This is a genomic window from Cronobacter dublinensis subsp. dublinensis LMG 23823, assembly GCF_001277235.1.
GTDB classification, from domain to species: domain Bacteria; phylum Pseudomonadota; class Gammaproteobacteria; order Enterobacterales; family Enterobacteriaceae; genus Cronobacter; species Cronobacter dublinensis.
Map to the genome: position 1 here is coordinate 488,053 of NZ_CP012266.1, position 22,201 is coordinate 510,253.

General features: G+C 59.1%; 25 protein-coding genes and 1 other RNA gene. 13 read left to right on the plus strand and 13 right to left on the minus strand.

The genetic code is table 11. The features are described from left to right. The first annotated feature begins 35 nt into the window (after window positions 1–35). From yrbN to mtr, 5 genes are all read left to right on the plus strand, one after another. Window positions 36–116: a protein YrbN gene (yrbN, locus tag AFK67_RS22690; RefSeq protein WP_097563900.1), complete on the plus strand. Its 81-nt coding sequence runs from the start codon at window positions 36–38 to the stop codon at window positions 114–116. Beyond that, window positions 109–2,025 carry a DEAD/DEAH family ATP-dependent RNA helicase gene (locus AFK67_RS02310; RefSeq protein ID WP_007714867.1) on the plus strand — a complete coding sequence of 639 codons (1,917 nt, stop codon included), beginning with the start codon at window positions 109–111 and terminating at the stop codon, window positions 2,023–2,025. The genes yrbN and AFK67_RS02310 overlap by 8 nt, the downstream gene beginning before the upstream one ends. Window positions 2,026–2,205: 180 nt before the next feature. After that, entirely contained in the window at window positions 2,206–2,304 is a 99-nt protein-coding gene (gene tnaC, locus AFK67_RS21470; protein WP_071601050.1) for a tryptophanase leader peptide, read from the plus strand. A gap of 114 nt (window positions 2,305–2,418) precedes the next feature. Next, window positions 2,419–3,807 carry a tryptophanase gene (gene tnaA, locus AFK67_RS02315; protein ID WP_038884914.1) on the plus strand — a complete coding sequence of 463 codons (1,389 nt, stop codon included), beginning with the start codon at window positions 2,419–2,421 and terminating at the stop codon, window positions 3,805–3,807. A gap of 208 nt (window positions 3,808–4,015) precedes the next feature. Further along, complete coding sequence (mtr, locus tag AFK67_RS02320; RefSeq protein WP_007714875.1) at window positions 4,016–5,260, plus strand: tryptophan permease; 1,245 nt, start codon at window positions 4,016–4,018, stop codon at window positions 5,258–5,260. A 47-nt stretch (window positions 5,261–5,307) separates the two neighbouring features. Here mtr and AFK67_RS02325 read toward each other — a convergent pair whose 3' ends face one another. The 3 genes from AFK67_RS02325 to ubiU form a co-directional block, all read right to left on the minus strand. Continuing rightward, entirely contained in the window at window positions 5,308–6,318 is a 1,011-nt protein-coding gene (locus AFK67_RS02325) for a luciferase-like monooxygenase (protein ID WP_007714877.1), read from the minus strand. A gap of 152 nt (window positions 6,319–6,470) precedes the next feature. Further along, window positions 6,471–7,349, minus strand: coding sequence for a U32 family peptidase (locus AFK67_RS02330; protein ID WP_007714879.1), 879 nt, complete (start codon window positions 7,347–7,349; stop codon window positions 6,471–6,473). Window positions 7,350–7,359: 10 nt separating this feature from the next. Then, window positions 7,360–8,355: a ubiquinone anaerobic biosynthesis protein UbiU gene (gene ubiU / locus AFK67_RS02335; protein WP_007714881.1), complete on the minus strand. Its 996-nt coding sequence runs from the start codon at window positions 8,353–8,355 to the stop codon at window positions 7,360–7,362. Window positions 8,356–8,601: 246 nt separating this feature from the next. Here ubiU and ubiT point away from each other — a divergent pair, with 246 nt between their 5' ends. Then, complete coding sequence (gene ubiT / locus AFK67_RS02340; RefSeq protein ID WP_007714885.1) at window positions 8,602–9,126, plus strand: ubiquinone anaerobic biosynthesis accessory factor UbiT; 525 nt, start codon at window positions 8,602–8,604, stop codon at window positions 9,124–9,126. Continuing rightward, entirely contained in the window at window positions 9,120–9,623 is a 504-nt protein-coding gene (locus tag AFK67_RS02345; protein ID WP_007714888.1) for a GNAT family N-acetyltransferase, read from the plus strand. The genes ubiT and AFK67_RS02345 overlap by 7 nt, the downstream gene beginning before the upstream one ends. A 2-nt stretch (window positions 9,624–9,625) precedes the next feature. Here AFK67_RS02345 and AFK67_RS02350 read toward each other — a convergent pair whose 3' ends face one another. Beyond that, window positions 9,626–9,913, minus strand: coding sequence for a GIY-YIG nuclease family protein (locus AFK67_RS02350; RefSeq protein ID WP_007714890.1), 288 nt, complete (start codon window positions 9,911–9,913; stop codon window positions 9,626–9,628). Between the two features lie 65 nt (window positions 9,914–9,978). Here AFK67_RS02350 and AFK67_RS02355 point away from each other — a divergent pair, with 65 nt between their 5' ends. Then, the gene (locus tag AFK67_RS02355) at window positions 9,979–10,413 is read left to right on the plus strand and encodes a YhbP family protein (RefSeq protein WP_007714893.1); all 435 of its coding nucleotides are present in this window, start codon (window positions 9,979–9,981) and stop codon (window positions 10,411–10,413) included. On the opposite strand, the gene AFK67_RS02360 is transcribed toward AFK67_RS02355, so the two are convergent. After that, complete coding sequence (locus AFK67_RS02360) at window positions 10,393–10,911, minus strand: type 1 glutamine amidotransferase domain-containing protein (RefSeq protein ID WP_007673104.1); 519 nt, start codon at window positions 10,909–10,911, stop codon at window positions 10,393–10,395. The genes AFK67_RS02355 and AFK67_RS02360 overlap by 21 nt on opposite strands. 144 nt (window positions 10,912–11,055) lie before the next feature. Between AFK67_RS02360 and AFK67_RS02365 the strand changes: the two genes are divergently transcribed. After that, window positions 11,056–11,706 carry an NAD-dependent epimerase/dehydratase family protein gene (locus AFK67_RS02365; RefSeq protein WP_038884911.1) on the plus strand — a complete coding sequence of 217 codons (651 nt, stop codon included), beginning with the start codon at window positions 11,056–11,058 and terminating at the stop codon, window positions 11,704–11,706. A gap of 76 nt (window positions 11,707–11,782) precedes the next feature. Continuing rightward, the gene (locus AFK67_RS02370; RefSeq protein WP_007714899.1) at window positions 11,783–12,823 is read left to right on the plus strand and encodes a permease; all 1,041 of its coding nucleotides are present in this window, start codon (window positions 11,783–11,785) and stop codon (window positions 12,821–12,823) included. A 125-nt stretch (window positions 12,824–12,948) separates the two neighbouring features. Here AFK67_RS02370 and dolP read toward each other — a convergent pair whose 3' ends face one another. From dolP to AFK67_RS02390, 4 genes are read right to left on the minus strand one after another with little or no spacing between them, the layout of a single operon-like run. Further along, the gene (gene dolP / locus AFK67_RS02375) at window positions 12,949–13,524 is read right to left on the minus strand and encodes a division/outer membrane stress-associated lipid-binding lipoprotein (RefSeq protein WP_007714902.1); all 576 of its coding nucleotides are present in this window, start codon (window positions 13,522–13,524) and stop codon (window positions 12,949–12,951) included. Between the two features lie 9 nt (window positions 13,525–13,533). Continuing rightward, window positions 13,534–14,124 (minus strand): DnaA initiator-associating protein DiaA, encoded by a 591-nt coding sequence (diaA, locus tag AFK67_RS02380; RefSeq protein WP_007673089.1) that lies wholly within the window; start codon window positions 14,122–14,124, stop codon window positions 13,534–13,536. Between the two features lie 26 nt (window positions 14,125–14,150). Beyond that, on the minus strand, window positions 14,151–14,546 hold the full coding sequence (locus AFK67_RS02385; RefSeq protein WP_032966702.1) for a YraN family protein: 396 nt from the start codon (window positions 14,544–14,546) through the stop codon (window positions 14,151–14,153). Then, entirely contained in the window at window positions 14,504–16,567 is a 2,064-nt protein-coding gene (locus tag AFK67_RS02390) for a penicillin-binding protein activator (RefSeq protein WP_038884932.1), read from the minus strand. Before AFK67_RS02390 ends, AFK67_RS02385 begins: the two co-directional genes overlap by 43 nt. A gap of 63 nt (window positions 16,568–16,630) precedes the next feature. Between AFK67_RS02390 and rsmI the strand changes: the two genes are divergently transcribed. Together rsmI and rnpB are read left to right on the plus strand one after the other, a co-directional pair. Beyond that, complete coding sequence (gene rsmI / locus AFK67_RS02395) at window positions 16,631–17,491, plus strand: 16S rRNA (cytidine(1402)-2'-O)-methyltransferase (protein WP_007714912.1); 861 nt, start codon at window positions 16,631–16,633, stop codon at window positions 17,489–17,491. Between the two features lie 58 nt (window positions 17,492–17,549). Next, window positions 17,550–17,924, plus strand: an RNA gene (gene rnpB, locus AFK67_RS20550) — RNase P RNA component class A. A 503-nt stretch (window positions 17,925–18,427) separates the two neighbouring features. Here the strand turns inward: rnpB and AFK67_RS02400 are convergent. The 3 genes from AFK67_RS02400 to AFK67_RS02405 form a co-directional block, all read right to left on the minus strand. Then, entirely contained in the window at window positions 18,428–18,964 is a 537-nt protein-coding gene (locus tag AFK67_RS02400) for a fimbrial protein (RefSeq protein ID WP_235047949.1), read from the minus strand. A gap of 310 nt (window positions 18,965–19,274) precedes the next feature. Then, window positions 19,275–19,451, minus strand: a complete 177-nt coding sequence (locus tag AFK67_RS23160; protein ID WP_007714915.1) for a protein YhaL — start codon at window positions 19,449–19,451, stop codon at window positions 19,275–19,277. A gap of 36 nt (window positions 19,452–19,487) precedes the next feature. Beyond that, window positions 19,488–20,189 carry a pirin family protein gene (locus tag AFK67_RS02405; protein ID WP_007714942.1) on the minus strand — a complete coding sequence of 234 codons (702 nt, stop codon included), beginning with the start codon at window positions 20,187–20,189 and terminating at the stop codon, window positions 19,488–19,490. Window positions 20,190–20,291: 102 nt separating this feature from the next. On the opposite strand from AFK67_RS02405, the gene yhaJ reads away from it, so the two are divergent. Continuing rightward, window positions 20,292–21,191 (plus strand): DNA-binding transcriptional regulator YhaJ, encoded by a 900-nt coding sequence (gene yhaJ / locus AFK67_RS02410; RefSeq protein WP_004385839.1) that lies wholly within the window; start codon window positions 20,292–20,294, stop codon window positions 21,189–21,191. Here the strand turns inward: yhaJ and AFK67_RS02415 are convergent. Continuing rightward, window positions 21,188–22,201 carry a LacI family DNA-binding transcriptional regulator gene (locus tag AFK67_RS02415; RefSeq protein WP_007718438.1) on the minus strand — a complete coding sequence of 338 codons (1,014 nt, stop codon included), beginning with the start codon at window positions 22,199–22,201 and terminating at the stop codon, window positions 21,188–21,190. The genes yhaJ and AFK67_RS02415 overlap by 4 nt on opposite strands.

Below are 22,201 nucleotides of genomic sequence, written 5' to 3' on the forward strand. Positions count from 1 at the left end.
TCAATACACCTACTTTGAGCCGGTTCACACTTTTAATGAAAATTGCAGAAAATTTTCACGATGAGTTATGTAGACTGGCCGCCATTAATTCTGAGGCACTCGTACTACATGGCTGAATTCGAAACCACTTTTACTGATCTGGGCCTGAAGGCTCCTATCCTTGAAGCCCTTAACGATCTGGGTTACGAAAAACCATCTCCAATCCAGGCAGAATGTATTCCGCATCTGCTGGGTGGTCGCGACGTTCTGGGTATGGCCCAGACCGGTAGCGGCAAAACGGCAGCGTTCTCTTTACCGCTGCTTCACAACATTGACGAAACCCTGCGCGCGCCGCAGATCCTCGTGCTGGCACCGACCCGCGAACTGGCGGTTCAGGTTGCTGAAGCCATGACGGATTTCTCTAAACATATGCATGGCGTAAACGTCGTGGCCCTGTACGGTGGCCAGCGTTATGACGTGCAGCTGCGCGCACTGCGCCAGGGCCCGCAGATTGTGGTCGGTACGCCGGGCCGTCTGCTGGATCACCTCAAGCGCGGTACGCTGGATCTTTCTAACCTGAAAGGTCTGGTCCTGGACGAAGCCGATGAAATGCTGCGTATGGGCTTCATCGAAGACGTCGAAACTATCATGGCGCAGATCCCGGCTGAACATCAGACCGCGCTGTTCTCCGCGACCATGCCGGAAGCGATTCGTCGCATTACCCGCCGCTTTATGAAAGAGCCGCAGGAAGTGCGCATTCAGTCCAGCGTTACCACGCGCCCGGACATCAGCCAGAGCTACTGGTCTGTGTACGGTATGCGTAAAAACGAAGCGCTGGTGCGTTTCCTTGAAGCGGAAGATTTTGACGCGGCGATTATTTTCGTGCGCACCAAAAACGCGACCCTGGAAGTGGCTGAAGCGCTGGAGCGCAGCGGTTACAACAGCGCCGCGCTGAACGGTGACATGAACCAGGCGCTGCGTGAGCAAACGCTGGAGCGTCTGAAAGACGGTCGTCTGGATATCCTGATCGCAACCGACGTTGCGGCACGTGGTCTGGACGTTGAGCGTATCAGCCTGGTCGTAAACTACGATATCCCGATGGATTCCGAGTCTTACGTTCACCGTATCGGCCGTACCGGTCGTGCGGGTCGTGCTGGCCGTGCGCTGCTGTTCGTTGAGAACCGCGAGCGTCGTCTGCTGCGCAACATCGAGCGCACCATGAAGCTCACCATTCCGGAAGTTGAGCTGCCGAACGCAGAGCTGCTCGGCAAACGCCGTCTGGAAAAATTCGCCGCGAAAGTACAGCAGCAGCTGGAAAGCAGCGATCTGGACCAGTACCGCGCGCTGCTGACCAAGCTTCAGCCGGAAGGCGAGCTGGATGTGGAAACGCTGGCTGCCGCGCTGCTGAAAATGGCGCAGGGCGAACGTCCGCTGATCCTGCCGCCGGATGCGCCGATGCGTCCGAAACGCGAATTCCGCGACCGTGACGATCGTTTCGAGCGTCGTGGTGACCGCAATGAGCGTGGTCCGCGCAGCGACCGTAACGGCGGTGAAGAACGTCCGCGTCGTGAGCGTCGTGACGCAGGCGACATGGAGCTGTACCGCATTGAAGTGGGCCGTGATGATGGCGTTGAAGTGCGTCACATCGTGGGCGCTATCGCCAACGAAGGCGACATCAGCAGCCGTTACATTGGTAACATCAAGCTGTTTGCGTCGCACTCCACGATCGAACTGCCGAAAGGCATGCCGACGGAAGTGCTGCAGCACTTCACCCGCACGCGTATTCTGAACAAGCCGATGAATATGCAACTGATGGGCGATGCACAGCCGCGTGGCGATCGTCGTCCTGCTGGCGGTGGCCGTGGTTTCGGCGGTGAACGTCGCGAAGGCGGCGAGCGTCGTGAAGGCGGTCGCAGCGAAGGTCGTCGTTTCAGCGGCGAACGTCGTGAAGGCGGCGGTCGTAGCTTCGGCGGCGAGCGTCGTGAAGGTGGCCGCGGCCCGCGTCGTGAAGATGCAACCGGTCGTCGTCGCTTCAGCGATGCATAAGCACCGTTAATCTGATAAAAAAGCCCCGACCTGTTCGGGGCTTTTTTTATGGGCCGAGGTTAACAACTTTGGTTTATTGAACGTTTTTTAGCTGACATTGTTCTTTTGTGGAATCAGTCACGGATAAATATCCATTAACGGATATTTTTAACAGACCTGTAACCCGCAGAGGACGATGTAATGAATGTGTTGTCTCTGTCGTATCGACTCATTCAGCGAGGCGGCCTGAACGCCTGGTATAATCTGGATCACCGCATTTCTGAAGATTTCCCGCGTTAATACTTCTCCGCATTTTTTAAACCTTCTTTTTTAAAAATCATTGCCCCGGCGGGTAAGGCCTTTCTGACACTGTTATTCAGGCCGCCTGCGGGCGACGCATGCCGGAGAATTAACATGAAACGTATTCCTGAGCCTTTTCGTATTAAAATGGTTGAGACCATTCGCATGACTACCTGGCAGGATCGCGTAAACGCGCTGGAAGCGGCGGGTTACAATCCCTTTTTATTAAACAGTCAGGATGTCTATATCGATCTGCTGACCGATTCCGGAACGGGCGCCATGAGCGACCGCCAGTGGGCGGGGCTGATGATGGGCGATGAAGCCTACGCCGGGTCGCGCAACTATCAGCATCTGTGCGAAAAAGTAAAAGAGATTATCGGTTATCCGTACACCATTCCCACCCATCAGGGCCGCGGCGCGGAGCAGATCCTTTTTCCGAGCCTGATAGCCAGAATTCAGTCCCGCCGCCCGGTGTTTATTTCAAACTTTCATTTTGATACGACCGCGGCGCACGTGGAATTAAACGGCGCCCGCGCCATTAACGTCGTAACGCCGAAAGCGTTTGATACTGTCTCCTGGTACGACTGGAAAGGCAATTTTGATATTGACCAGCTCAACGCCACTATTCAGGGGCATGGCGCGGAAAACGTCGCGGCCATTATTACTACGGTGACCTGTAATAGCAGTGGCGGGCAGCCGGTCTCGATGCAGAATATGCGCGAAGTGTATGAGATTGCGCGTAAGCATAATATTCCGGTAGTCATCGACTCGGCGCGGTTCTGTGAAAACGCCTGGTTTATTAAGCAGCGCGAGCCGGGATATGAAAATAAAAGCGTGAAGGAAATTATTCGCGAGATGTACCAGTATGGCGACATGCTCACGATGTCCGCCAAAAAAGATCCGATGGTGAATATTGGCGGTCTGTGCTGCTTCCGGGAAGATGAAGCGCTGTTTAACGATGTGCGTATCCGCTGCGTGCCGATGGAGGGCTTTGTCACCTACGGCGGGCTGGCGGGGCGCGATATGGAAGCGCTGGCGATTGGGCTTGAAGAGGGCACTAACGAAGATTTCCTGGCTTACCGTATTAATCAGGTGGAATACCTCGGCGAGCGGCTGCGCGCGGGCGATATTCCGATCCAGTACCCCACCGGCGGTCACGCGGTATTTGTCGACGCGAAACTTCTGCTGCCGCACATTCCCCCCGAGCAGTTCCCGGCGCACGCGCTTAACAACGAACTCTACCTGGAGGCAGGGATCCGCAGCGTGGAGATCGGCTCGCTGCTGCTGGGCCGCGACCCGCAGACCGGCCTGCAAAAACCTTCGCCGATGGAGCTGCTGCGCCTGACCATTCCGCGCCGTGTCTACACCAATGACCACATGGACTACATCGCCGACGCGCTGATAAGCGTGAAGCAACGGGCGAGCAAAATCAAAGGGCTGACCTTCACCTATGAGCCGCCCGTGTTGCGCCACTTCGTCGCCCGGCTCAAACCGGTCGCCTGATCCTCACCGGGCGCGCGGCGCGCGCCCTCTGTGCCGTCGCGAGCATCGCGTGCTGCGCCAGCAGATAGTGGTTGATTAATAAGCTACTGAACAGCGACAACCCAGCGAAATACGTCACGATCCGTATAAGGTATGATTTTTTCTCCTTTTTGTACTCCTGTACTGGTACAATGAATCGTCCGGGTAACCTTTTTCACAGGAAAGCATTATGGCCACACTTATCGCCCGCAGCGCGTCGCCTTCACTGGTCAGCGGCGTTGTGATCATCGCCGGTACGATTATCGGCGCGGGAATGTTCTCTCTGCCCGTGGTGATGTCCGGGGCGTGGTTTTTCTGGTCGCTGCTCGCCTTGCTGTTTACCTGGTTTTGCATGCTCCATTCGGGGCTGATGCTGCTTGAAGCCAACCTCAACTACCATATCGGCGCGAGCTTCGACACCATGACCCGTGACCTGCTCGGTAACGGCTGGAACGTGGTCAATGGCGCGGCTGTCGCCTTTGTGCTTTACATTCTGACGTACGCCTATATCTCGGCCAGCGGTTCGGTTATCCACCACACGCTTGCCGGCATGGCGATTGATATACCCGCGCGTCTGGCGGGGTTTGGCTTCGCTCTCGTTGTTGCGTTTATCGTCTGGCTCTCCACCAGCGCGGTCAGCCGGATGACGGCGATTGTGCTTGGCGGCAAGGTCATCACCTTTTTCCTGACGTTCGGCGGGCTGCTGGGCCATGTTGAGCCTGCGACGCTATTCAACACGCTGGAGGCGAGCCCGAGCTACACGCCTTATGTGCTGATGACGCTGCCGTTTTGCCTGGCGTCATTCGGCTACCACGGCAACGTGCCAAGCCTGATGAAATATTACGGCAAGGAGCCCGGCACGATTATTCGCTGTCTGGTCTGGGGAACGCTGATTGCGCTGGCGCTGTACGCCGTCTGGCTGCTGGCGACGATGGGCAATATTCCGCGCCCGGAATTTATCGGCATCGCGAAAGCGGGCGGCAATATCGATGTGCTGGTGAGCGCGCTGAGCGACGTGCTGAACAGTCGGACACTCGACGTGCTGCTGATTGTGTTTTCTAACTTCGCGGTGGCAAGCTCGTTTCTGGGCGTCACGCTGGGGTTATTTGACTATCTGGCCGATCTCTTCGGGTTTGACGATTCACCGCGCGGACGGCTGAAAACCGCGCTGCTGACGTTCCTGCCGCCGATGGCGGGGGGGCTGCTGTGGCCGAACGGGTTTCTCTATGCGATTGGCTATGCGGGGCTCGCGGCGACAATCTGGGCGGCTATTGTGCCTGCGTTGCTGGCGCGCGCGTCACGTCAACGCTTCGGCAGCCCGCGCTTTCGCGTCTGGGGCGGCAACGGCATGATTGCGCTGATCCTGCTTTTCGGGCTGGGCAATGCGCTGGTGCATTTGCTTTCAAGCTTTAACCTGCTGCCGGTCTATCAGTGACCTGCGCGGGTGTCGCCCTCTCCTGCGGGAGAGGGCGGGTAAGGCCATTAGTTGAGTAATTCCTCTCGCACCTGCATGGCGAGATCAAACGAATGCAGGCGCGCTTCGTGGTCGAAAATCTGGCCGTTAACCATGATTTCGTCCGCGTCGGTTTCTCGCAGCACCGACAATAGCCCGTGGCGGACTTTCGCTTTATCACCCACCAGCGACATGCTGAGCGCCTGTGCAACCCCGTACTGCTCCGCCGGGCTCCAGAAGCTTTCCATCGACTCAATCGGCGGCGGCAGCTGGCCGGTTTCGCCACGGCGCAGCTTCACAAATGCCTGCTGCATCGAGGTGAAGAGAAACTCCGCGTCGCGGTTACTGTCGGCGGCGACGATGTTAATGCAGACCATCGCGTACGGTTTCTCCAGCCGTTCCGAGGGCTGGAAATGCGCGCGGTAGAGATGCAGCGCCTGGAAGAGCATATCCGGCGCGAAATGCGAGGCGAACGCGAACGGCAGGCCCATCTGCGCGGCGAGCTGCGCGCTGTAGAGGCTGGAGCCCAGCAGCCATACCGGAAGCTTCGCGCCGTAACCAGGCACCGGGCGCACCGCCGGGCTCGGATCGCGGGCGTCGAACCAGTCCGTCAGCTCTTTCACATCGCGCGGAAAGTTGTCGATATCGTTATTCATATTGCGGCGCAGCGCCATCATCGTGCGCTGATCGCTGCCCGGCGCGCGTCCCAGGCCCAGCTCGATGCGGCCCGGATAGAGCGCGTCGAGCGTGCCGAACTGTTCAGCTATCACCAGCGGCGCATGGTTTGGTAGCATCACGCCGCCGGAGCCAAGGCGCAGCGTCGTGGTATTGGCGGCGAGATAACCAATCAGCACCGACGTCGCGGCGCTGGCGATGCCGGTCATATTATGATGCTCCGCCAGCCAGTAGCGATCATAGCCGCGCTTTTCCGCGAGGCGCGCTAAATCGAGCGAGTGATGGAACGCCTCACGGGCGGAGGAGCCTTGCGGGATCGGCGCGAGATCGAGCACCGAGAAAGGCACAACAGATTTATCAGACATAACGGCTCACTTAATTACAGCATAGCTATCAGATTGAAGGTCTTCTTCCAGCCTGGCGCATTTCGGGGATTTTGCCCGCGGCCCGGCCGGAAAGCTGTCCATTCATACTGCATGAACTCATGCAAAATGCTGTTAACAAAGTGAGCCTTTTCTTATGCCTGCAGGGCCATCCCGGCGAGCCTGCGCCAGTAGCCGTTGCAGTCGCTGTGCGCGGCGAGCGGCAGCGGGGCGGTGCCCTTTTCATTGGCCCGGAATGTGTCGAGCACCGTGAGCGTCTCCATGCCCATCGGCGAGAGGCGCACCATATCCACCAGCCCGCTCATCGACGCGAGTTCATTGCCAAGGTTATAGACATAGCCGCTCATCGTCTGAATGCCGTTCAGCACAAAGACCTGGCTGTTCTCCTGCGAGCGCATACTGCGCCCGGTGGGGTATTTAATGCAGCAGGTTTCGCACTCGTCTTTCGGGCGGTCTTCTGAACGCGCGGTAAAGCAGCGGGCGGAGTAGGCGAGGGGCAGGTGGCCGTAGCTCAGCACTTCCACTTCAAACTTATCGCGGATGCCCAGCGCGTCGCACTGCTCAAGCAGGTTTACCAGCCAGTCGCGCGACAGCTCCACCGGCATACACCAGCGCGTCATGCCCTCTTTTAACAGCAGACGCAGCGTGACGGCGTTGTAGCAGTTCAGCGCATGACCGGCCACAAATGGCAGCCCGCGCTCCGCCGCCAGCCCCACGGCGCCGAAATCGTTGGCTTCAATCAGAAACTCGCCGTTGTCGATATACCGCTTCAGCTCGTTCAGCTCCGACGGCGCCTGGACGAGCGCCAGCGTCGAGAGCACTACCTGCTTGCCGCTGGCGGCGAGCGTTCTGGCGAGCGCCAGCCAGTCGGCGGCTTTGGTGTCGCGTCGTTTGCTGCACACCGCCTCGCCGAGATAAATCACATCGGCGCTGCTCTTCGCCGCCGCTTCATAAAAACTCTCCAGCGTGGCTTTCGGCCAGTAGTAGAGCACCGGCCCTAACGAATATTTCACTCTGCTCTCCTTACTGCCATTTGCGGTGATACGCGCCAAGCGTCGTCTGGGTGCCTTCGGCCATCGCGCCGAGCGCGTCCATCCAGGCCGGCTGCGGCGCAAAGTGTTGCGGGTCGGCTTTGCAGCGGTCGATGGCCTGACGCCACACCTTCGCCACCTGGCTTACGTAGGCCGGGCTGCGCTGGCGGCCTTCGATTTTCACCGAGGCGATATTGGCCGCCAGCAGCTCCGGCAGCAGTTCCAGCGTATTAAGGCTGGTGGGCTCTTCGAGTGCGTGATAGCGCTGCCCGTCTACCAGATAGCGGCCTTTGCACAGCGTCGGATAACCGGCGTTTTCGCCTTCCTTATAGCGGTCGATCAGCACGTCGTTGAGGCGCGATTCCAGCCCCTGGTCCGTCTGCTGCCAGCGCACAAAGCGGGCGGGCGAGCAGGCGCCTACGGTATTGGGCGATTCGCCGGTCAGGTAGGACGAGAGATAGCAGCGCCCCTCCGCCATAATGCACAGGCTGCCGAAGGCGAATACTTCCAGCGGCACCGGCGTCACGCGCGCTAATTGTTTCACCTGATGAATGGATAACACGCGCGGCAGCACCACGCGGGCGACATCGAAATGACGCTGATAAAAGCGGATGGCGGCTTCATTAGTGGCGGACGCCTGCACCGACACATGGCGCTCCACGTGCGGGTAGCGCGTCGCGGCGTACTCCAGCATCGCGATATCGGCGAGGATCAGCGCATCGGCGCCAAGCTGGGCGGCCATATCCACCGCACGCTCCCAGCGGTCATAGCCGTCCGGGTGCGCGAAGGTATTGATAGCGATATGCAGTTTGCGGCCATGCTGATGCACATAGCTCACCGCATCCTGTAGTTTTTTCTCGGTAAAATTCAGGCCGGCGAAGTGGCGGGCGTTGGTATCGTCTTTCAGACCGATATAGACCGCATCCGCGCCATTATCGATGGCCGCCTTCAGAGCCGGAAGGTTACCGGCGGGGCAAAGCAACTCCATAGCGTGTCCTGAAAATAAGGCAGGCCGCGTCGGGCCTGCGCGCTGCGCAAAGGCAGCGAAATTGTTAACGAACGGCGATTTTAGTTAACCCGTCCGCGACAATTTTTGATTTAAGGCAGCTAATGTCGTATTGATGGCATCTATAAAGGGGTACCCGCGAAGGCGCAAAGCTTGATTTGAGCCGCTATCTCATCTGGCTGATATGGCACAATAACGGCCACTGTGATTTGGCAAGGAGAAAAGCCCGTGTTGAAGAATCTGCGTTCCTGTCTGGTACATCTTGGCCCTTCGCTTCTTAAAGCGCCGGTCGCGCTGACGCCGTTCGCGCTCAAGCGCCAGGCGCTGGAGCAACTGCTCGGCTGGCAATTCCGTCAGGCGCTGGCGGATGAAGAGCTGGCATTTCTGGAAGGCCGCTGGCTCGGCATTGAGGTGCGCGACATCGGCCTGCGCTGGTTCACTTCGGTCGAAAACGACACGCTTATCGTGCGCGAACAGGCCGACGCTGACGTGATGTTCCGCGCCGACGCCGCCGACCTGCTGATGATCGCCGCGCGCAAGCAGGATCCCGACACGCTTTTCTTCCAGCGTCGCCTGGTGATTGAAGGTGATACTGAATTAGGGTTATATGTGAAGAATCTGATGGACGCCATTGAACTCGACGCGATGCCGAAACCGCTACGCGTGCTGCTGCTGCAACTGGCGGACTTCGTTGAAGCGGGGCTGAGCGTCTCGCCGCTAACCAAAGCAACTTCCATAGGTGAACCATGCTGATTCGTGTAGAAATCCCCATTGATGCGCCTGGCATCGACGCTTTACTTCGCCGCGCGTTTGGTCGCGACAGCGAGGCGGAGTTGGTGCACGCGCTGCGTGAAGACGGGCAGCTGACCCTGGGGTTAGTCGCAACGGACGATGAAGGTCAGGTCGTCGGTTACGTCGCCTTCAGCCCCGTCACCGTGGCGGGCGAGGAGCGTCAATGGCTGGGCCTTGCGCCGCTGGCAGTCGATGACGGCTGGCGCGGGCAGGGGATTGGCCGGCAGTTAGTTTACGAAGGGCTCGATTCGCTGAATGAATTTGGCTACGCGGCGGTGGTCACGCTGGGCTCGCCGGAGTTTTATAACCGTCTGGGCTTTGAGCCCGCCGCCCGCTACGATCTCCACTGCCGCTGGCCGGGTGCCGAAGCGGCGTTTCAGGTGCACCGTCTCGCCGATGACGCGCTCGACGGCGTGCATGGCCGCGTGGAGTACCACGATCACTTTAACCGCTTCTGATTTCAGGGCGTTTGCGGCGCGTCAGTCATCGTCTCAAACGCCAGCTCCCCCGCAACCAGTTGCTCTTTCTGCCGCTTCGTTAGTTGCTTAATGCGATACTCGGCGCGCAGCGCCGCAGAGCGATTGCCCGCAGGCGCGCTGAACACCAGCGTCAGCTCGCCTTTCCCGCGCAGCGCTTTAGCGCCTTTGCCGCGCTGATGCTGCGCGAAACGGCGCGCCACATCGGTAGTGATACCGGTATAGAGCCGGTTATCGGGGCTGCGGATCAGATAAAGAAACCATTCTTCCATAATGAATATCAGCGACAGTCACAACTGGGCGCACCTTATCACGATTATTCCCGACAGGAGAACTCATGGACGCTCTCGACGCCATCAGCCAATGGCTCGCTAAACAACATGTCGTCACCTACTGCGTTGGCCGTGAAGACACGCTCTGGTGCGCTAACGCGTTTTACGTTTATGACCGCGAGCGGGTGGCGTTTTATCTGTTAAGCGACACCAAAAGCCGGCATGGCGAAATGGCCGGGCGGCTGGCGCGCGTGGCGGGCACGGTCAACGGGCAGACCAAAACCGTGGCGCGGATACGCGGCGTGCAGTTTGCGGGGGAATTACGGCTGGTGGAAGGACCGGAAAGCGAAGCCTTGCGCGAGCGCTACAACCGTCGCTTTCCGGTCGCCAGGGTGATGTCCTCCCCGCTGTGGGAGATCCGTCTTGATGAAATCAAGTTCACTGACAACACCCTGGGGTTTGGTAAAAAACTCGGCTGGTTACGCGCCGAGCAGGCGTAACGCCTCGCGGTTAAACGCAGGCAGATCTTCCGGGGTGCGGCTGGTCACCAGTTGATCTTTGTCTATCACCACTTCCTGATCGAAGAATTCCGCCCCGGCGTTTTTCACATCGATAACGATAGGCTTCACGGCGGTGAGCTTACGCCCGCGGATCACATCTGCGCTAATCAGCAGTTGCGGGCCGTGGCAGATAGCAAAGACCGGTTTGCCGGTATTGACGAAATCGCGCGTGAAGGTGACGAAGCGATCGTCGCCGCGCAGGCTGTCAGGCGAATGGCCGCCAGGCAACAGCAGGGCGTCAAAATCCGCCGGGCTGACGTCATCGATAGATTTATCGATTGTAACCGTTGCCTCGCCCTGTTTGCCGGTGACGGTTTTCCCCGCTTCTTTCTCAATGGTGATCACTTCATGCCCGGCTTTGCGGTACTCCGCGGCGGGGGATGTGAATTCCGAATCTTCGAATTCGTCAGTGATTAAGACTGCAATCTTCTTGCTCATTACGCCTCCCTTGGTGTCTTTACAGAACGGTGATGTGCAGTAATGGCTTTTGCCAGAAATGGTAAATACTTAAACCACACAGACTATTAAGCCTGGTCCAGGGCGCTGACATTGCAAGGCAGAAGATTCTGCAAAGGAGCGATCATGAGTCGAGTACTGATAACCGGCGCCAGCGGGCTGGTGGGCAGCCATCTGCTGCGTATGCTGGTTGACGAGCCGCGCGTCTCGTCGATTATCGCGGCGACCCGCCGCCCGTTGCCGGTGACGCTGCGCAAAGTGGAAAACCCGCACGATCCGCAGCTCTCCGACGTGCTGACGCAGCTCGATACGCCGCTGGATCTGGTCTTTTGCTGTCTGGGCACCACGCGTCGCGAAGCGGGCAGTAAAGAGGCGTTTATCCTCGCCGACTACACGCTGGTGGTCGACACCTCGCTTGCCGGGCTGCGGCTCGGCGCGAAGCATATGCTGGTGGTCAGCGCCGTCGGAGCGAATCCGAATTCGCCGTTTTTCTACAACCGGGTGAAAGGCGAAATGGAGGCGGCGCTGAAAGCGCAGGGCTGGCCGCGTCTTACCTTCGCGCATCCGTCGCTGCTTATCGGGGATCGCGAAAAGCGTCGCGCCGGGGAATCCTTTATGGCGCCGCTGTTTCGCCTGTTGCCCGGCAAATGGAAAGCTATCGAGGCGCAGACCGTGGCGCGGGCGCTGATGAATGTGGCGCTGTCGCCGGCAAAAGAAGACGTCGCGGTGCTGGATTCCACACAATTGCGTGAAATAGCCGCACAAACGGCGCGTTGAATGCCGTTTCAAAAAGCGTAACGCGGGCGTAGTATTGACCGGCAAAAATTTACCCCCTGTTTTCCAGAGGAATGTTATGGCTGGTCAGTCTTCATCTCTGGCGCCGAAATCCCCCGCATGGTGGAAACCCGCGCTGTTCTTTCTCGTGCTGTTTATCGGCCTGTGGTATGTCAAATGGCAGCCCTATTACGGCAAAGCCTTTACCGCCGCGCAAACGCACAGCATCGGCAATTCGATTCTCGCTAACGCGCAGGATAACCCGCTGCGCGCAGCGCTGGATTACGCCGCCGTCTATTTTCTCGCGGTCTGGAAAGCCGCCGTGCTCGGCGTGCTGCTGGGCTCGCTCATTCAGGTGTTGATCCCGCGCGACTGGCTGCTGCGCACGCTGGGCCAGCCGCGCTTTCGCGGTACGCTGCTGGGCGCGCTGTTTTCGCTCCCCGGCATGATGTGCACCTGCTGCGCGGCGCCGGTGGCGGCGGGTATGCGGCGTCAGTCGGTGTCGATGGGCGGCGCGCTGGCGTTCTGGCTCGGCAATCCGCTGCTGAACCCCGCGACGCTGGTGTTTATGGGCTTTGTACTGGGCTGGCAGTTCGCGCTTATCCGCGTGGCGGCGGGTCTGGTGATGGTGGTTGGTATCGCATCGCTGGTGCAGCGCTTTGTGGCCGACACGCCTGCGCCTGCGCTGCCTGAATCGGCGCTGCCTGCAGAAGCCCCGCAGGGCAGCTTTATGACGCGCTGGGGACAGGCGCTCTGGGCGCTGTTCTGGAGCACTATCCCGGTCTATCTGCTGGCGGTACTGGCGCTGGGTGCCGCGCGCGTCTGGCTGTTCCCGCACGCTGACGGCGCGGTGGGCAATACGCTGTTCTGGGTGCTGGCGATGGCGGTGGCGGGTTGCCTGTTCGTTATCCCGACCGCGGCGGAAATTCCGATTGTACAGACCATGATGCTGGCGGGGATGGGCCTCGCGCCGGGGCTGGCGCTGCTGGTGACGCTCCCTGCGGTGAGCCTGCCGTCTCTTATCATGTTGCGTAAAGCGTTTCCGGCCAAAGCGTTGTGGATGACCGGCGGTATGGTGATGCTTGCGGGCGCCGTGACGGGCGCGCTGGCGCTGATGTAGTGGGTTATGGCGCGAGCCTGGTTTGTCGGCGGGCAAGCATCGCGCCCTCTGCCGCAAGACCGATTAAAACATCAATGGAAATGATGTGAACCCTCTCCCCGGTGGGAGAGGGCTTAGGTGAAGGGTTACTTAATGTAGGTAAACGCGGTGGTGACGTGTTTCACGCCGCTTACGCGGCTCGCGGTATCCGCCGCTGCGCGGCCTTCGCGATCGGTCACCAGACCGAGCAGGAACACTTCGCCATTCTCGGTCGTCACTTTCACGTTAGACGATTTCACCTGATCGCTGCCGAGCAGCTGCGAGCGCACCTTGGTGGTTATCCAGGTATCCGATGACGCGGTGCCAAGCCCAATCGGCTGGCCGTTGCGGATTTCGTTAAACACTTCCGTCGCGCCTTCCACGCCCATCGCTATCTGCTTCGCGCGGGACGCCAGCTCCGGGTTCGGCGACTGGCCGGTCAGCAGCACTTTGCCCTGATAGGCGGTCACGTTGATACGCGCTTCTTTCTTCAGTTGCTCATCTTTGCCAAGCGCCGTATTCACGCGCAGCTCCAGCGTACCGTCATCAACCTGAGTACCCACACTGCGCGGGTCGGTCGCGGCTTTGGTGCCGACCGCCGCGGTTCCGACGACAGCCGCCGCGACGCAGCCCTGTAGCACAAGCGCGGTCATCACCACCGCGAGGGGTTTAATGGCCTTCATGAGCACTCCTTAATCATCCTGGTGTGGAAACAATGTGTTATCGATTAAATCGCACAGGCAGTTTACCGTCAGCATATGCATTTCCTGAATGCGCGCGCTGCGATGCGAAGGAATACGGATCTCCACATCCTGCGGGCCCAGAAGCCCCGCCAGCTCGCCGCCGTCGTAACCCGTCAGCGCCACGATAGTCATATCGCGGGTGACCGCAGCCTCGACCGCTTTGACGATATCCCGGCTGTTGCCGCGGGTGGAAATCGCCAGCAGCACATCACCGGCATGACCCAGCGCACGCACCTGTTTGGCATACACTTCGTCATGCAGCCTGTCGTTGCTTATCGCCGTTAAGACCACATTATCGGTATTAAGTGCAATGGCAGGTAAACTGGGCCGCTCGGTTTCAAAACGATTGATCATGCTGGCCGCGAAATGCTGCGCGTTGGCACCGGACGTGCCGTTACCGCAGCAGAGGATTTTGTTGCCGTTAAGGAGAGACTGAACCAGGGTCATGGCCGCACGAGAAATCGCATCCGGGAGTGCTTCCGCCGCCGCAATCTGGGTTTGAATGCTTTCCGTAAAGCAGACTTTGATTCTTTCTAGCACGATTATCCTTTGAGCGTTACGTCAGTTCAGGCGTGGAGCGAAAAGGCGTTCGCAATCCACTCGATTTCATTGCCGGTGAAGGCTAACACATCGAACCGGCAATCCACAGTATCAAAGCTCCCATTGTGGCGCGCGAGCCACAACCGGGCGGCATGTAACAACTTTTGCTGTTTGCTGCGGGTAACGCTGGCGGCCGCGCCGCCATAGAGGCTGGCGCGCCGGTAGCGGACCTCGACGAAAACCGTCACGCCGCGGTCGTCCATGATGAGATCGATTTCGCCGCCGCGCTCATGGGCGTTGGCGGCGATAAAACGCAATCCCTTGCGCTCCAGAAAGGCGCGCGCCTGTGCTTCAAAGGCCGCGCCGGTCTGTCTGCGACTCAGTTGGCCGGAACCAACTGTCCCTGCTGGTATTTGAGCCACGTTAACTTCCTGTTAATTACGCAGTCCTGTGTCGCGCTGAGCGCGCCGGTGTTGCCGCTAAGCTGGAAGCCGGGCACCTGACGCATCTGGGAGAAATGGTTCGCCAGCGACCAGGCATCCACGCCCATCGCATACAGGCGCGCCAGCGAATAGTCATTATTCACCGCCGAGAGCGCCTGCTGCATCAGCGCCGGGTTGCTGCCCGCGAGCATCGGGATATCGCTGAACTCCAGACCTTCCATCTCCAGACGGAAATCCGGGCCTGCGCCGCCCTGGGCGCTGCGGGAGCTGGCGTACAGCGACGCGCCGCTGTGGCTGCCCGCACGCATGGCGATCATCGGCTTAATCAGCGCGATTTCCGATGGCGTGGCGACGATGTAGACCGCGTCTACGTTGCCGCTGCTGCCTGCGGTTATCTGGGCGTCGGTCGGCGGTGCCGGAATGGAGAGACCGCCTATCGTCACTGACTCCTGCTTCGGCAGGCTCGCGGCGACAGGCGTGCCGGTCAGCGCGATGCCGGTGCCACCGTTGATGTTCATTTTCAGCTCGTTAACGGAGCCAAATTTCTGCTGCAATACCGTACCGCCGCCAAGCTGCGCCCAGCGGTCGGCGAAGGCTTTGGTGACGCGCTCGCCAAGCGCGCTGTACGGCACCAGCAGCAGCGGCGCGCGTTTGCCTTCCTGCCAGATGTGGGCGGCGGCATCAGCGGCTTCATCTTCCGGCGACAGCGCGAAATAACAGACGTTCGGGCGATTTTGTACGGTTTCCGGCTGGTTGAGCGCCAGCACGTTCAGCGGCGTGCCGCTCTTAAGCAGGCCGTCGACGTTCTCTTTCAGCAGCGGGCCGACAACCAGGCTTGCGCCGTCCTGCTGAGCCTGGGTAAGGATCTGCGTAATGGACTGCTCGCTGGTGTCATAGACCTTAATTTCTGCGGAAGGATTCGCAGGCGCGGCGGCGACAGGTTGCGCGTCGACGGGCGGCTGTTGCGGTTGCGCGGTTGGCTGGGCGTCAGGCTGCGCGGCCAGATCGTCAACCGGCGCGGCGGCTGGGCTTGCCACGCTATCGGCGGAAGCCGCCTGCGGCGTTTGCGGGCTATTCGCGTTCTGCGTGGCGTTATCTGCTGTCGCCTGGGCTGGCGCCTGAACGGCAACCGGGCTGGTGCCTGCATTTTTCGCGGCTTCGAACCCCTGCTGAATGGCGCGGCTAAACACGGCCGCCTGGCCGTTTAGCGGCAGCAGCAACGCGATTTTGCTGGCGGACGCAGGCTTGTAGTTTTGCAGGTTAGCAAGCTGGGTCGGCAGCATTTTCGCGCCCGGATTTTGCGGGTAGCGGGTCTGCCAGTCTTTCACGCCCGCCTGGAGCATTTTCGGGTCGTTGCGGTTATCGAACCAGACGCGCTGAAGATCGATCCAGCCTTGCAGCGTATTTTCATCGGCGTTAATAACCAGCGCCTTCGCCTGATCCTGCGACATCTGCGACAGCGCCTGCCAAGTGGCGTCGATGTTTTTCTGCTTTGCCGGACCCTGCAACAGCGGCTCCTGGGCTATCAGCGCGCGCAGCAGCTCCAGAGACGGGCGGCCCTGGCTGGCGTCGATTTTCGCCTGCCAGTAGCGGGCTTTCTGCTCGTCGTTGAGATCCGCCGGGTTGATTTTCTCAAGTAGCGCTACGGCACCCTGATAATCCTGCTGCGCCAGTTTGATCTGCGCGTCGAGCAGCGACGCTTCGCGACGCTGGGCGTCCGTCAGGTTTTGCGGCAGCTCGCCGTAGAGCGTGATGGCGCGCTCGCGTTTGCCTTCGCCAAGCAGTGCACGTATGGCGAGTAATTGCCAGTTGGTCTTGCTATCATCACTGCTTTGTTCCATCTGGTGCAGATAAAAGCCGGAATCCGCTTTGGCTTCGCCCTGCATATGCGCACTGCTCTGGTCATGCGTCTGCGTGCCGCAGCCTGCGAAAAACAAGGCTGCCAGCAGGACAGGCAGACAACGCGCGGCTTTAGAGCCGGAAAATTTAGAAGGTACCATGCTGTATCCAGTGGTTTTTTTCTGGTGAATGTTCAATTTTAAATCGGCAATACGGACGAAACAATGAAACATAACGATTCGGCGCAGAATTCTCAGGGCCAGCTCTATATTGTCCCGACGCCTATCGGCAATCTCGGCGACATCACGCAACGCGCCCTGACAGTATTGCAGTCCGTCGATCTTATCGCCGCTGAGGATACCCGTCATACCGGTCTGCTGCTGCAACATTTTGCTATCAGCGCCCGGCTTTTTGCATTGCACGACCATAACGAACAGCAAAAAGCGGAAACCCTGATAGCCAAACTGCGTGAAGGACAAAACATTGCGCTGGTCTCTGATGCCGGTACGCCGCTGATTAACGACCCTGGCTACCATCTGGTGCGCGCCTGCCGCGAAGCCGGGCTGCGCGTGGTGCCGCTGCCGGGGCCGTGCGCGGCCATCGCGGCGCTGTCCGCCGCCGGTCTGCCTTCCGACCGCTTCTGCTATGAAGGTTTTCTGCCCGCGAAATCCAAAGGCCGCCGCGACGCGCTGAAAGCGCTTGAACAAGAGCCGCGCACGCTGATTTTCTATGAGTCTACCCATCGTCTGCTGGAAAGCCTTGAGGATATGGTCGCCGTCTGGGGCGAGTCCCGTTATGTGGTGCTGGCGCGCGAACTGACGAAAACCTGGGAAACCATCAACGGCGCGCCGGTCGGCGAGCTGCTCGCCTGGGTGAAAGAAGATGAAAACCGCCGCAAGGGCGAAATGGTGCTGATCGTCGAAGGGCATAAAGCGCAGGAAGACGCGCTGCCGCCGGACGCGCTGCGCACGCTCGCGCTGTTGCAGGCCGAGCTGCCGCTGAAAAAAGCCGCGGCGCTGGCGGCGGAAATCCACGGCGTGAAAAAAAACGCGCTGTATAAATACGCGCTGGAGCAGCAGGGCTGACCGCGATAAACCGTGATGGGGCGTGACAGCGACTGGCAAACCCTCTATACTCCGCGCCGAAGCTGACCAGACAGTCGCCGCTTCGTCGTCGTCCTTTCGGGGAGACGGGCGGAGGGGAGGAAAGTCCGGGCTCCATAGGGCAGGGTGCCAGGTAACGCCTGGGGGGGAAACCCACGACCAGTGCAACAGAGAGCAAACCGCCGATGGCCCGCGCAAGCGGGATCAGGTAAGGGTGAAAGGGTGCGGTAAGAGCGCACCGCGCGACTGGTAACAGTTCGCGGCACGGTAAACTCCACCCGGAGCAAGGCCAAATAGGGGTTCACAAGGTACGGCCCGTACTGAACCCGGGTAGGCTGCTTGAGCCAGTGAGCGATTGCTGGCCTAGATGAATGACTGTCCACGACAGAACCCGGCTTATCGGTTAGCTTCACTCATTATAAAACCCCGCTTCGGCGGGGTTTTTGCTTTTGAAAACAAGGCAAAGTTGAATGACTGTCCACTACGCTTTCTGTGAAAAGAACGCGGCTTATCGGTTAGCTTCACTCATTAAAAAACCCCGCTGCGGCGGGGTTTTTGCTTTTGAAAACAAGGCAAAGATGAATGACTGTCCACGACGCTTTCTATGAAGAGAACGCGGCTTACCAGTCAGCTTCACTCATTATAAAACCCCGCTTCGGCGGGTTTTTTGCTTTTGAAAACAAGGCAAAGATGAAGGACTGTCCACGACGCTTTCTGTGAAAAGAACGCTGCTTATCGGTTAGCTTCACTCATTATAAAACCCCGCTTCGGCGGGGTTTTTGCTTTTGAAAACAAGGCAAAGATGAATGACTGTCCACGACACTTTCTATGAAAAGAACGCGGCTTACCGGTCAGCTTCACTCATTATAAAACCCCGCTTCGGCGGGGTTTTTGCTTTACCTGGTTAAGGTCAGTTCCTTAAAGATGCTCTACGGAGACGGTCAGAGACGACTGCACCTTACCTGCGCTGGGGTTATCGTTGACTTTGACCATCCCGATAAAAAAGGGGAAGCGGCCATCGTTCAATGGGATATTTTCGTTGATATTAAATCGAACACCTTCTGACGAATATAAACCGACGGCGATACCTTTTGCCGCAGTATCGTCATTTAAGGTATTGGCGAGAACGGTGCTTTCAGTGCTGTCTGCTACGCCGTTAAACTGAAGCGCCGTATGGGCATAGTAATTATCGGTATTGGTATAATCGGTGCAGCCTGCGCCAGTGAGGGACGCGACCACCAAAACGGATGACGTTGTGTTGATTGGGCTGGTGGCGACTGCAGGTAACCGCTCAATTTTCTGGTTTCCTAAATCGGCCGTCGTGCGGCTCAGTGAAACTGCACAACCAGAGGACTGATGCACACTTCCAGTGACGGATAGCGTGGCCGTTTTATCTTCCGCCGCGACGCAGGCCGCGCTCACTAGCGTTAATCCAAGGAGTACGGTTTTTTTCATATTTTGCCTCTGATAATCCTCATCATCTTTTCCTTAATCCGGATCGCGCCCGGCATGAGCCGCTATTTTTATGCGCGGAGAGCAGAACGTTATGCTTTTGATGCGAAACGGCGATAAGCGAGGGAAAAATCAGAAACTGACAGTGTAAAGAGACACAGATGGATGTGAGGTAGCGGTCATAGTGGCGACCAGTGTGTTACCTGGCCTGCGGGGTGGTTTGCCATCAGACGGAAGAATAGCCGTAGCAAAGCGCGACAAAGGAATAAATACAGGAGCAGGCGAGCCGACAGGCCCGCCCGGAGAGCGTACGTCAGGCGGCTTCTTCCTCGGCCAGACGGACTTCGGCTTCAGCGATAATGGCTTCCAGCTCGCTGAGCATGCAATCGTAGGTAAACGCTGTTTGCGCTCCGGCGCGTGTAGACGCTTCCTGCGGGACGGGTGAAACAGTCAACTGCGTGACTTTCTTTTGCTGTGTGATAGTACTCATTTTATGACTCCTGATGCAGCATTCTGCACCTTCTTGTTACACCGGCAAATCTACCAGTAAAGCGCGCAGAGGCGAATCGGCGATGAGGGTTATGTTAGCCTCGTCACGAATAAAAGCGCCATCTCCGCAGGTTAATGCCTCTTTTTCTTCGGTACCGGTTTTCGCATGCACCGTACCGTGGATCGACTGTAAATAGGCGCGCGGCCCGTTGAGCGGCATACTGACCGATTCCCCTTCATTCAGGGCGATATGCCACAACCACACCTGCTGACGCAACTGCAGACTACCCTCGGCGCCATCCGGCGAGGCGAGCAGCTGGCGCGCCTGCGGGCCGACCGCGATTTTCTGCACCGCCGGGTTTTCGCGCTCCGGGCAGGCGTCGAGCCAAAGCTGCATCCGTGTCAGCGAATGGTCTTTGCTCAGGTTATGTTCGCTGTAGCTTACGCCCGGCTGAGTAGAGAGCAGCAGCGCCTCGCCCGCCTTCGCGCGCAGGTGGTTGCCTTCGCTGTCGCGGTATTCCGCTTCGCCGTCGAGGATCAGGTTGAGGATATCCACTTTAGGATAGGTGCGCGGCTGGAACGCGGCGGCGGGCGCCAGCACTTCCTGGTTCAGCACGCGCAGCGAGGCGTAGCCCAGCAGTTTTGGGTCGAAGTAGTGTCCAAAGGAAAAGGTATAGCGAGCCTGCAGCCATCCATAGTCAGCTTGCCCACACTGTTTGGCTGTTCTCGTAATAATCATAATTTTACCTCTCTTGACAGGCTTTTATGTTAAGGGTGTGGACGCTGCATTGTTAGCCAGTTAATCTGCTGGGTATATTCAAATTTCCTGAACGAGAACCTGATGGCTAAAGAAAGGGCATTGACGCTGGAGGCGTTGCGCGTCATGGACGCTATCGACCGGCGCGGCAGTTTCGCTGCCGCGGCTGACGAACTGGGCCGCGTGCCGTCTGCGCTGAGCTACACCATGCAGAAGCTGGAAGAGGAGTTGGACGTGGTGCTGTTCGACCGCTCCGGCCACCGCACCAAGTTCACCAACGTGGGCCGTATGCTGCTGGAGCGCGGACGCGTGTTGCTGGAGGCGGCGGATAAGCTCACAACGGACGCCGAGGCGCTGGCGCGCGGCTGGGAAACGCACCTGACTATCGTCGCCGAGGCGCTGGTGCCGACGCCGTGCCTCTTTCCGCTGGTGGATAAACTCGCCGCGAAAGCCAACACCCAGCTCTCTTTCATCACCGAAGTGCTGGCGGGCGCCTGGGAGCGGCTGGAGCAGGGCCGCGCCGATATCGTCATCGCGCCGGACATGCATTTTCGCTCGTCGTCAGAAATTAACTCCCGCAAGCTCTATACGCTGATGAACGTCTACGTCGCAGCGCCGGATCACCCGATCCACGACGAGCCGGAGCCGCTGTCCGAGGTGACGCGCGTGAAGTATCGCGGCGTGGCGGTGGCGGACACCGCGCGTGAGCGCCCGGTGCTGACGGTACAGCTGCTCGACAAACAGCCGAGGCTGACGGTGACATCCATTGAAGACAAGCGCCAGGCGCTGCTCGCCGGGCTTGGCGTGGCGACGATGCCGTATCCGCTGGTGGAAAAAGATATTGCCGAAGGGCGGCTGCGCGTCGTAAGCCCGGAGTCCACCAGCGAGGTGGACATCATCATGGCCTGGCGGCGCGACAGCATGGGCGAGGCGAAGGCCTGGTGCCTGCGCGAAATTCCGAAGCTCTTTAACGTGAAGCGTTAATCCGCCGGATGACGCCATTGCAGCGTGGCCGGGAGGTAGCGCTGCAGCGGCGTCGGTTCATTGTCATCCACCAGTTGGGTGATCATCTCAAAGCAGTCCAGCGCCAGCTGGCGGCAATCCTGCTGCACGGTATCGATGCGCACTGACAGCGAATCATACAGATAGTGATCGTCAAAGCTCGCCAGATGGATATCGCTCTCCAGCAGGCGATGCTGGCTCATGTAGCGCAACACACCTTCCAGCAGACCGCAGGCGGCGGTAAACAGCGCCTTCGGCGGACGCCCTAAACGGGCGCAGAGCGCGGCGAACATCTCATAGCCGCTGCTCGGATGATAATTACCGTGAATGATCCACTCGGGGCGCAGCTCAACGCCCGCCCGCGCCAGCCCCTGCTTAAAGCCTTCCAGCCGGTCGCGGGTGGGAGAGAGGCGCGGCTGACCGCCGAGGAAATAGAACTCGTCCGGGTGCTGGCGCGCGATGCGTTCGACCAGCTCCGCCGTCGGCGTGACGGAATCGGTGATCACCAGCGGCAGCGCGGTATCGTTCATATGGCGGTCAAACAGCACCACCGGCAGCTGTTCGCTGAGCTTCACGTAGTCGCTGTCGCTCAGCATGCTGGAGGCGACGATAAGCCCGTCCACCTGGCGCGACACCAGATTATTGACCACGACGGTCTCCTGGCCGGGGTTTTCATCGGTGCAGGAGATAAGCAGCTGAAGCCCCGCCTCGCGGCACAGGGTTTCCAGTTCATACGAAAACACGGCGAAACCGTAGTTGGTAATCTCCGGCACCACCAGCCCCAGCGTATGGCTGCGGTTGTCGCGCAGCAGGCGGGCGTGAATGCTCGGCTGATAGTGGTGCTGCTGTGCGATGGCCAGAACGCGCTCGCGCGTCTCCTGCGCCACGCGCAGCTCTTTGCCTCGTCCATTGAGCACCAGACTGGCGGTGGCTTTGGAAACCCCCGCCAGGGCGGCGATATCACTGATAGTAACGCGTTTGGTTTTTCGCAC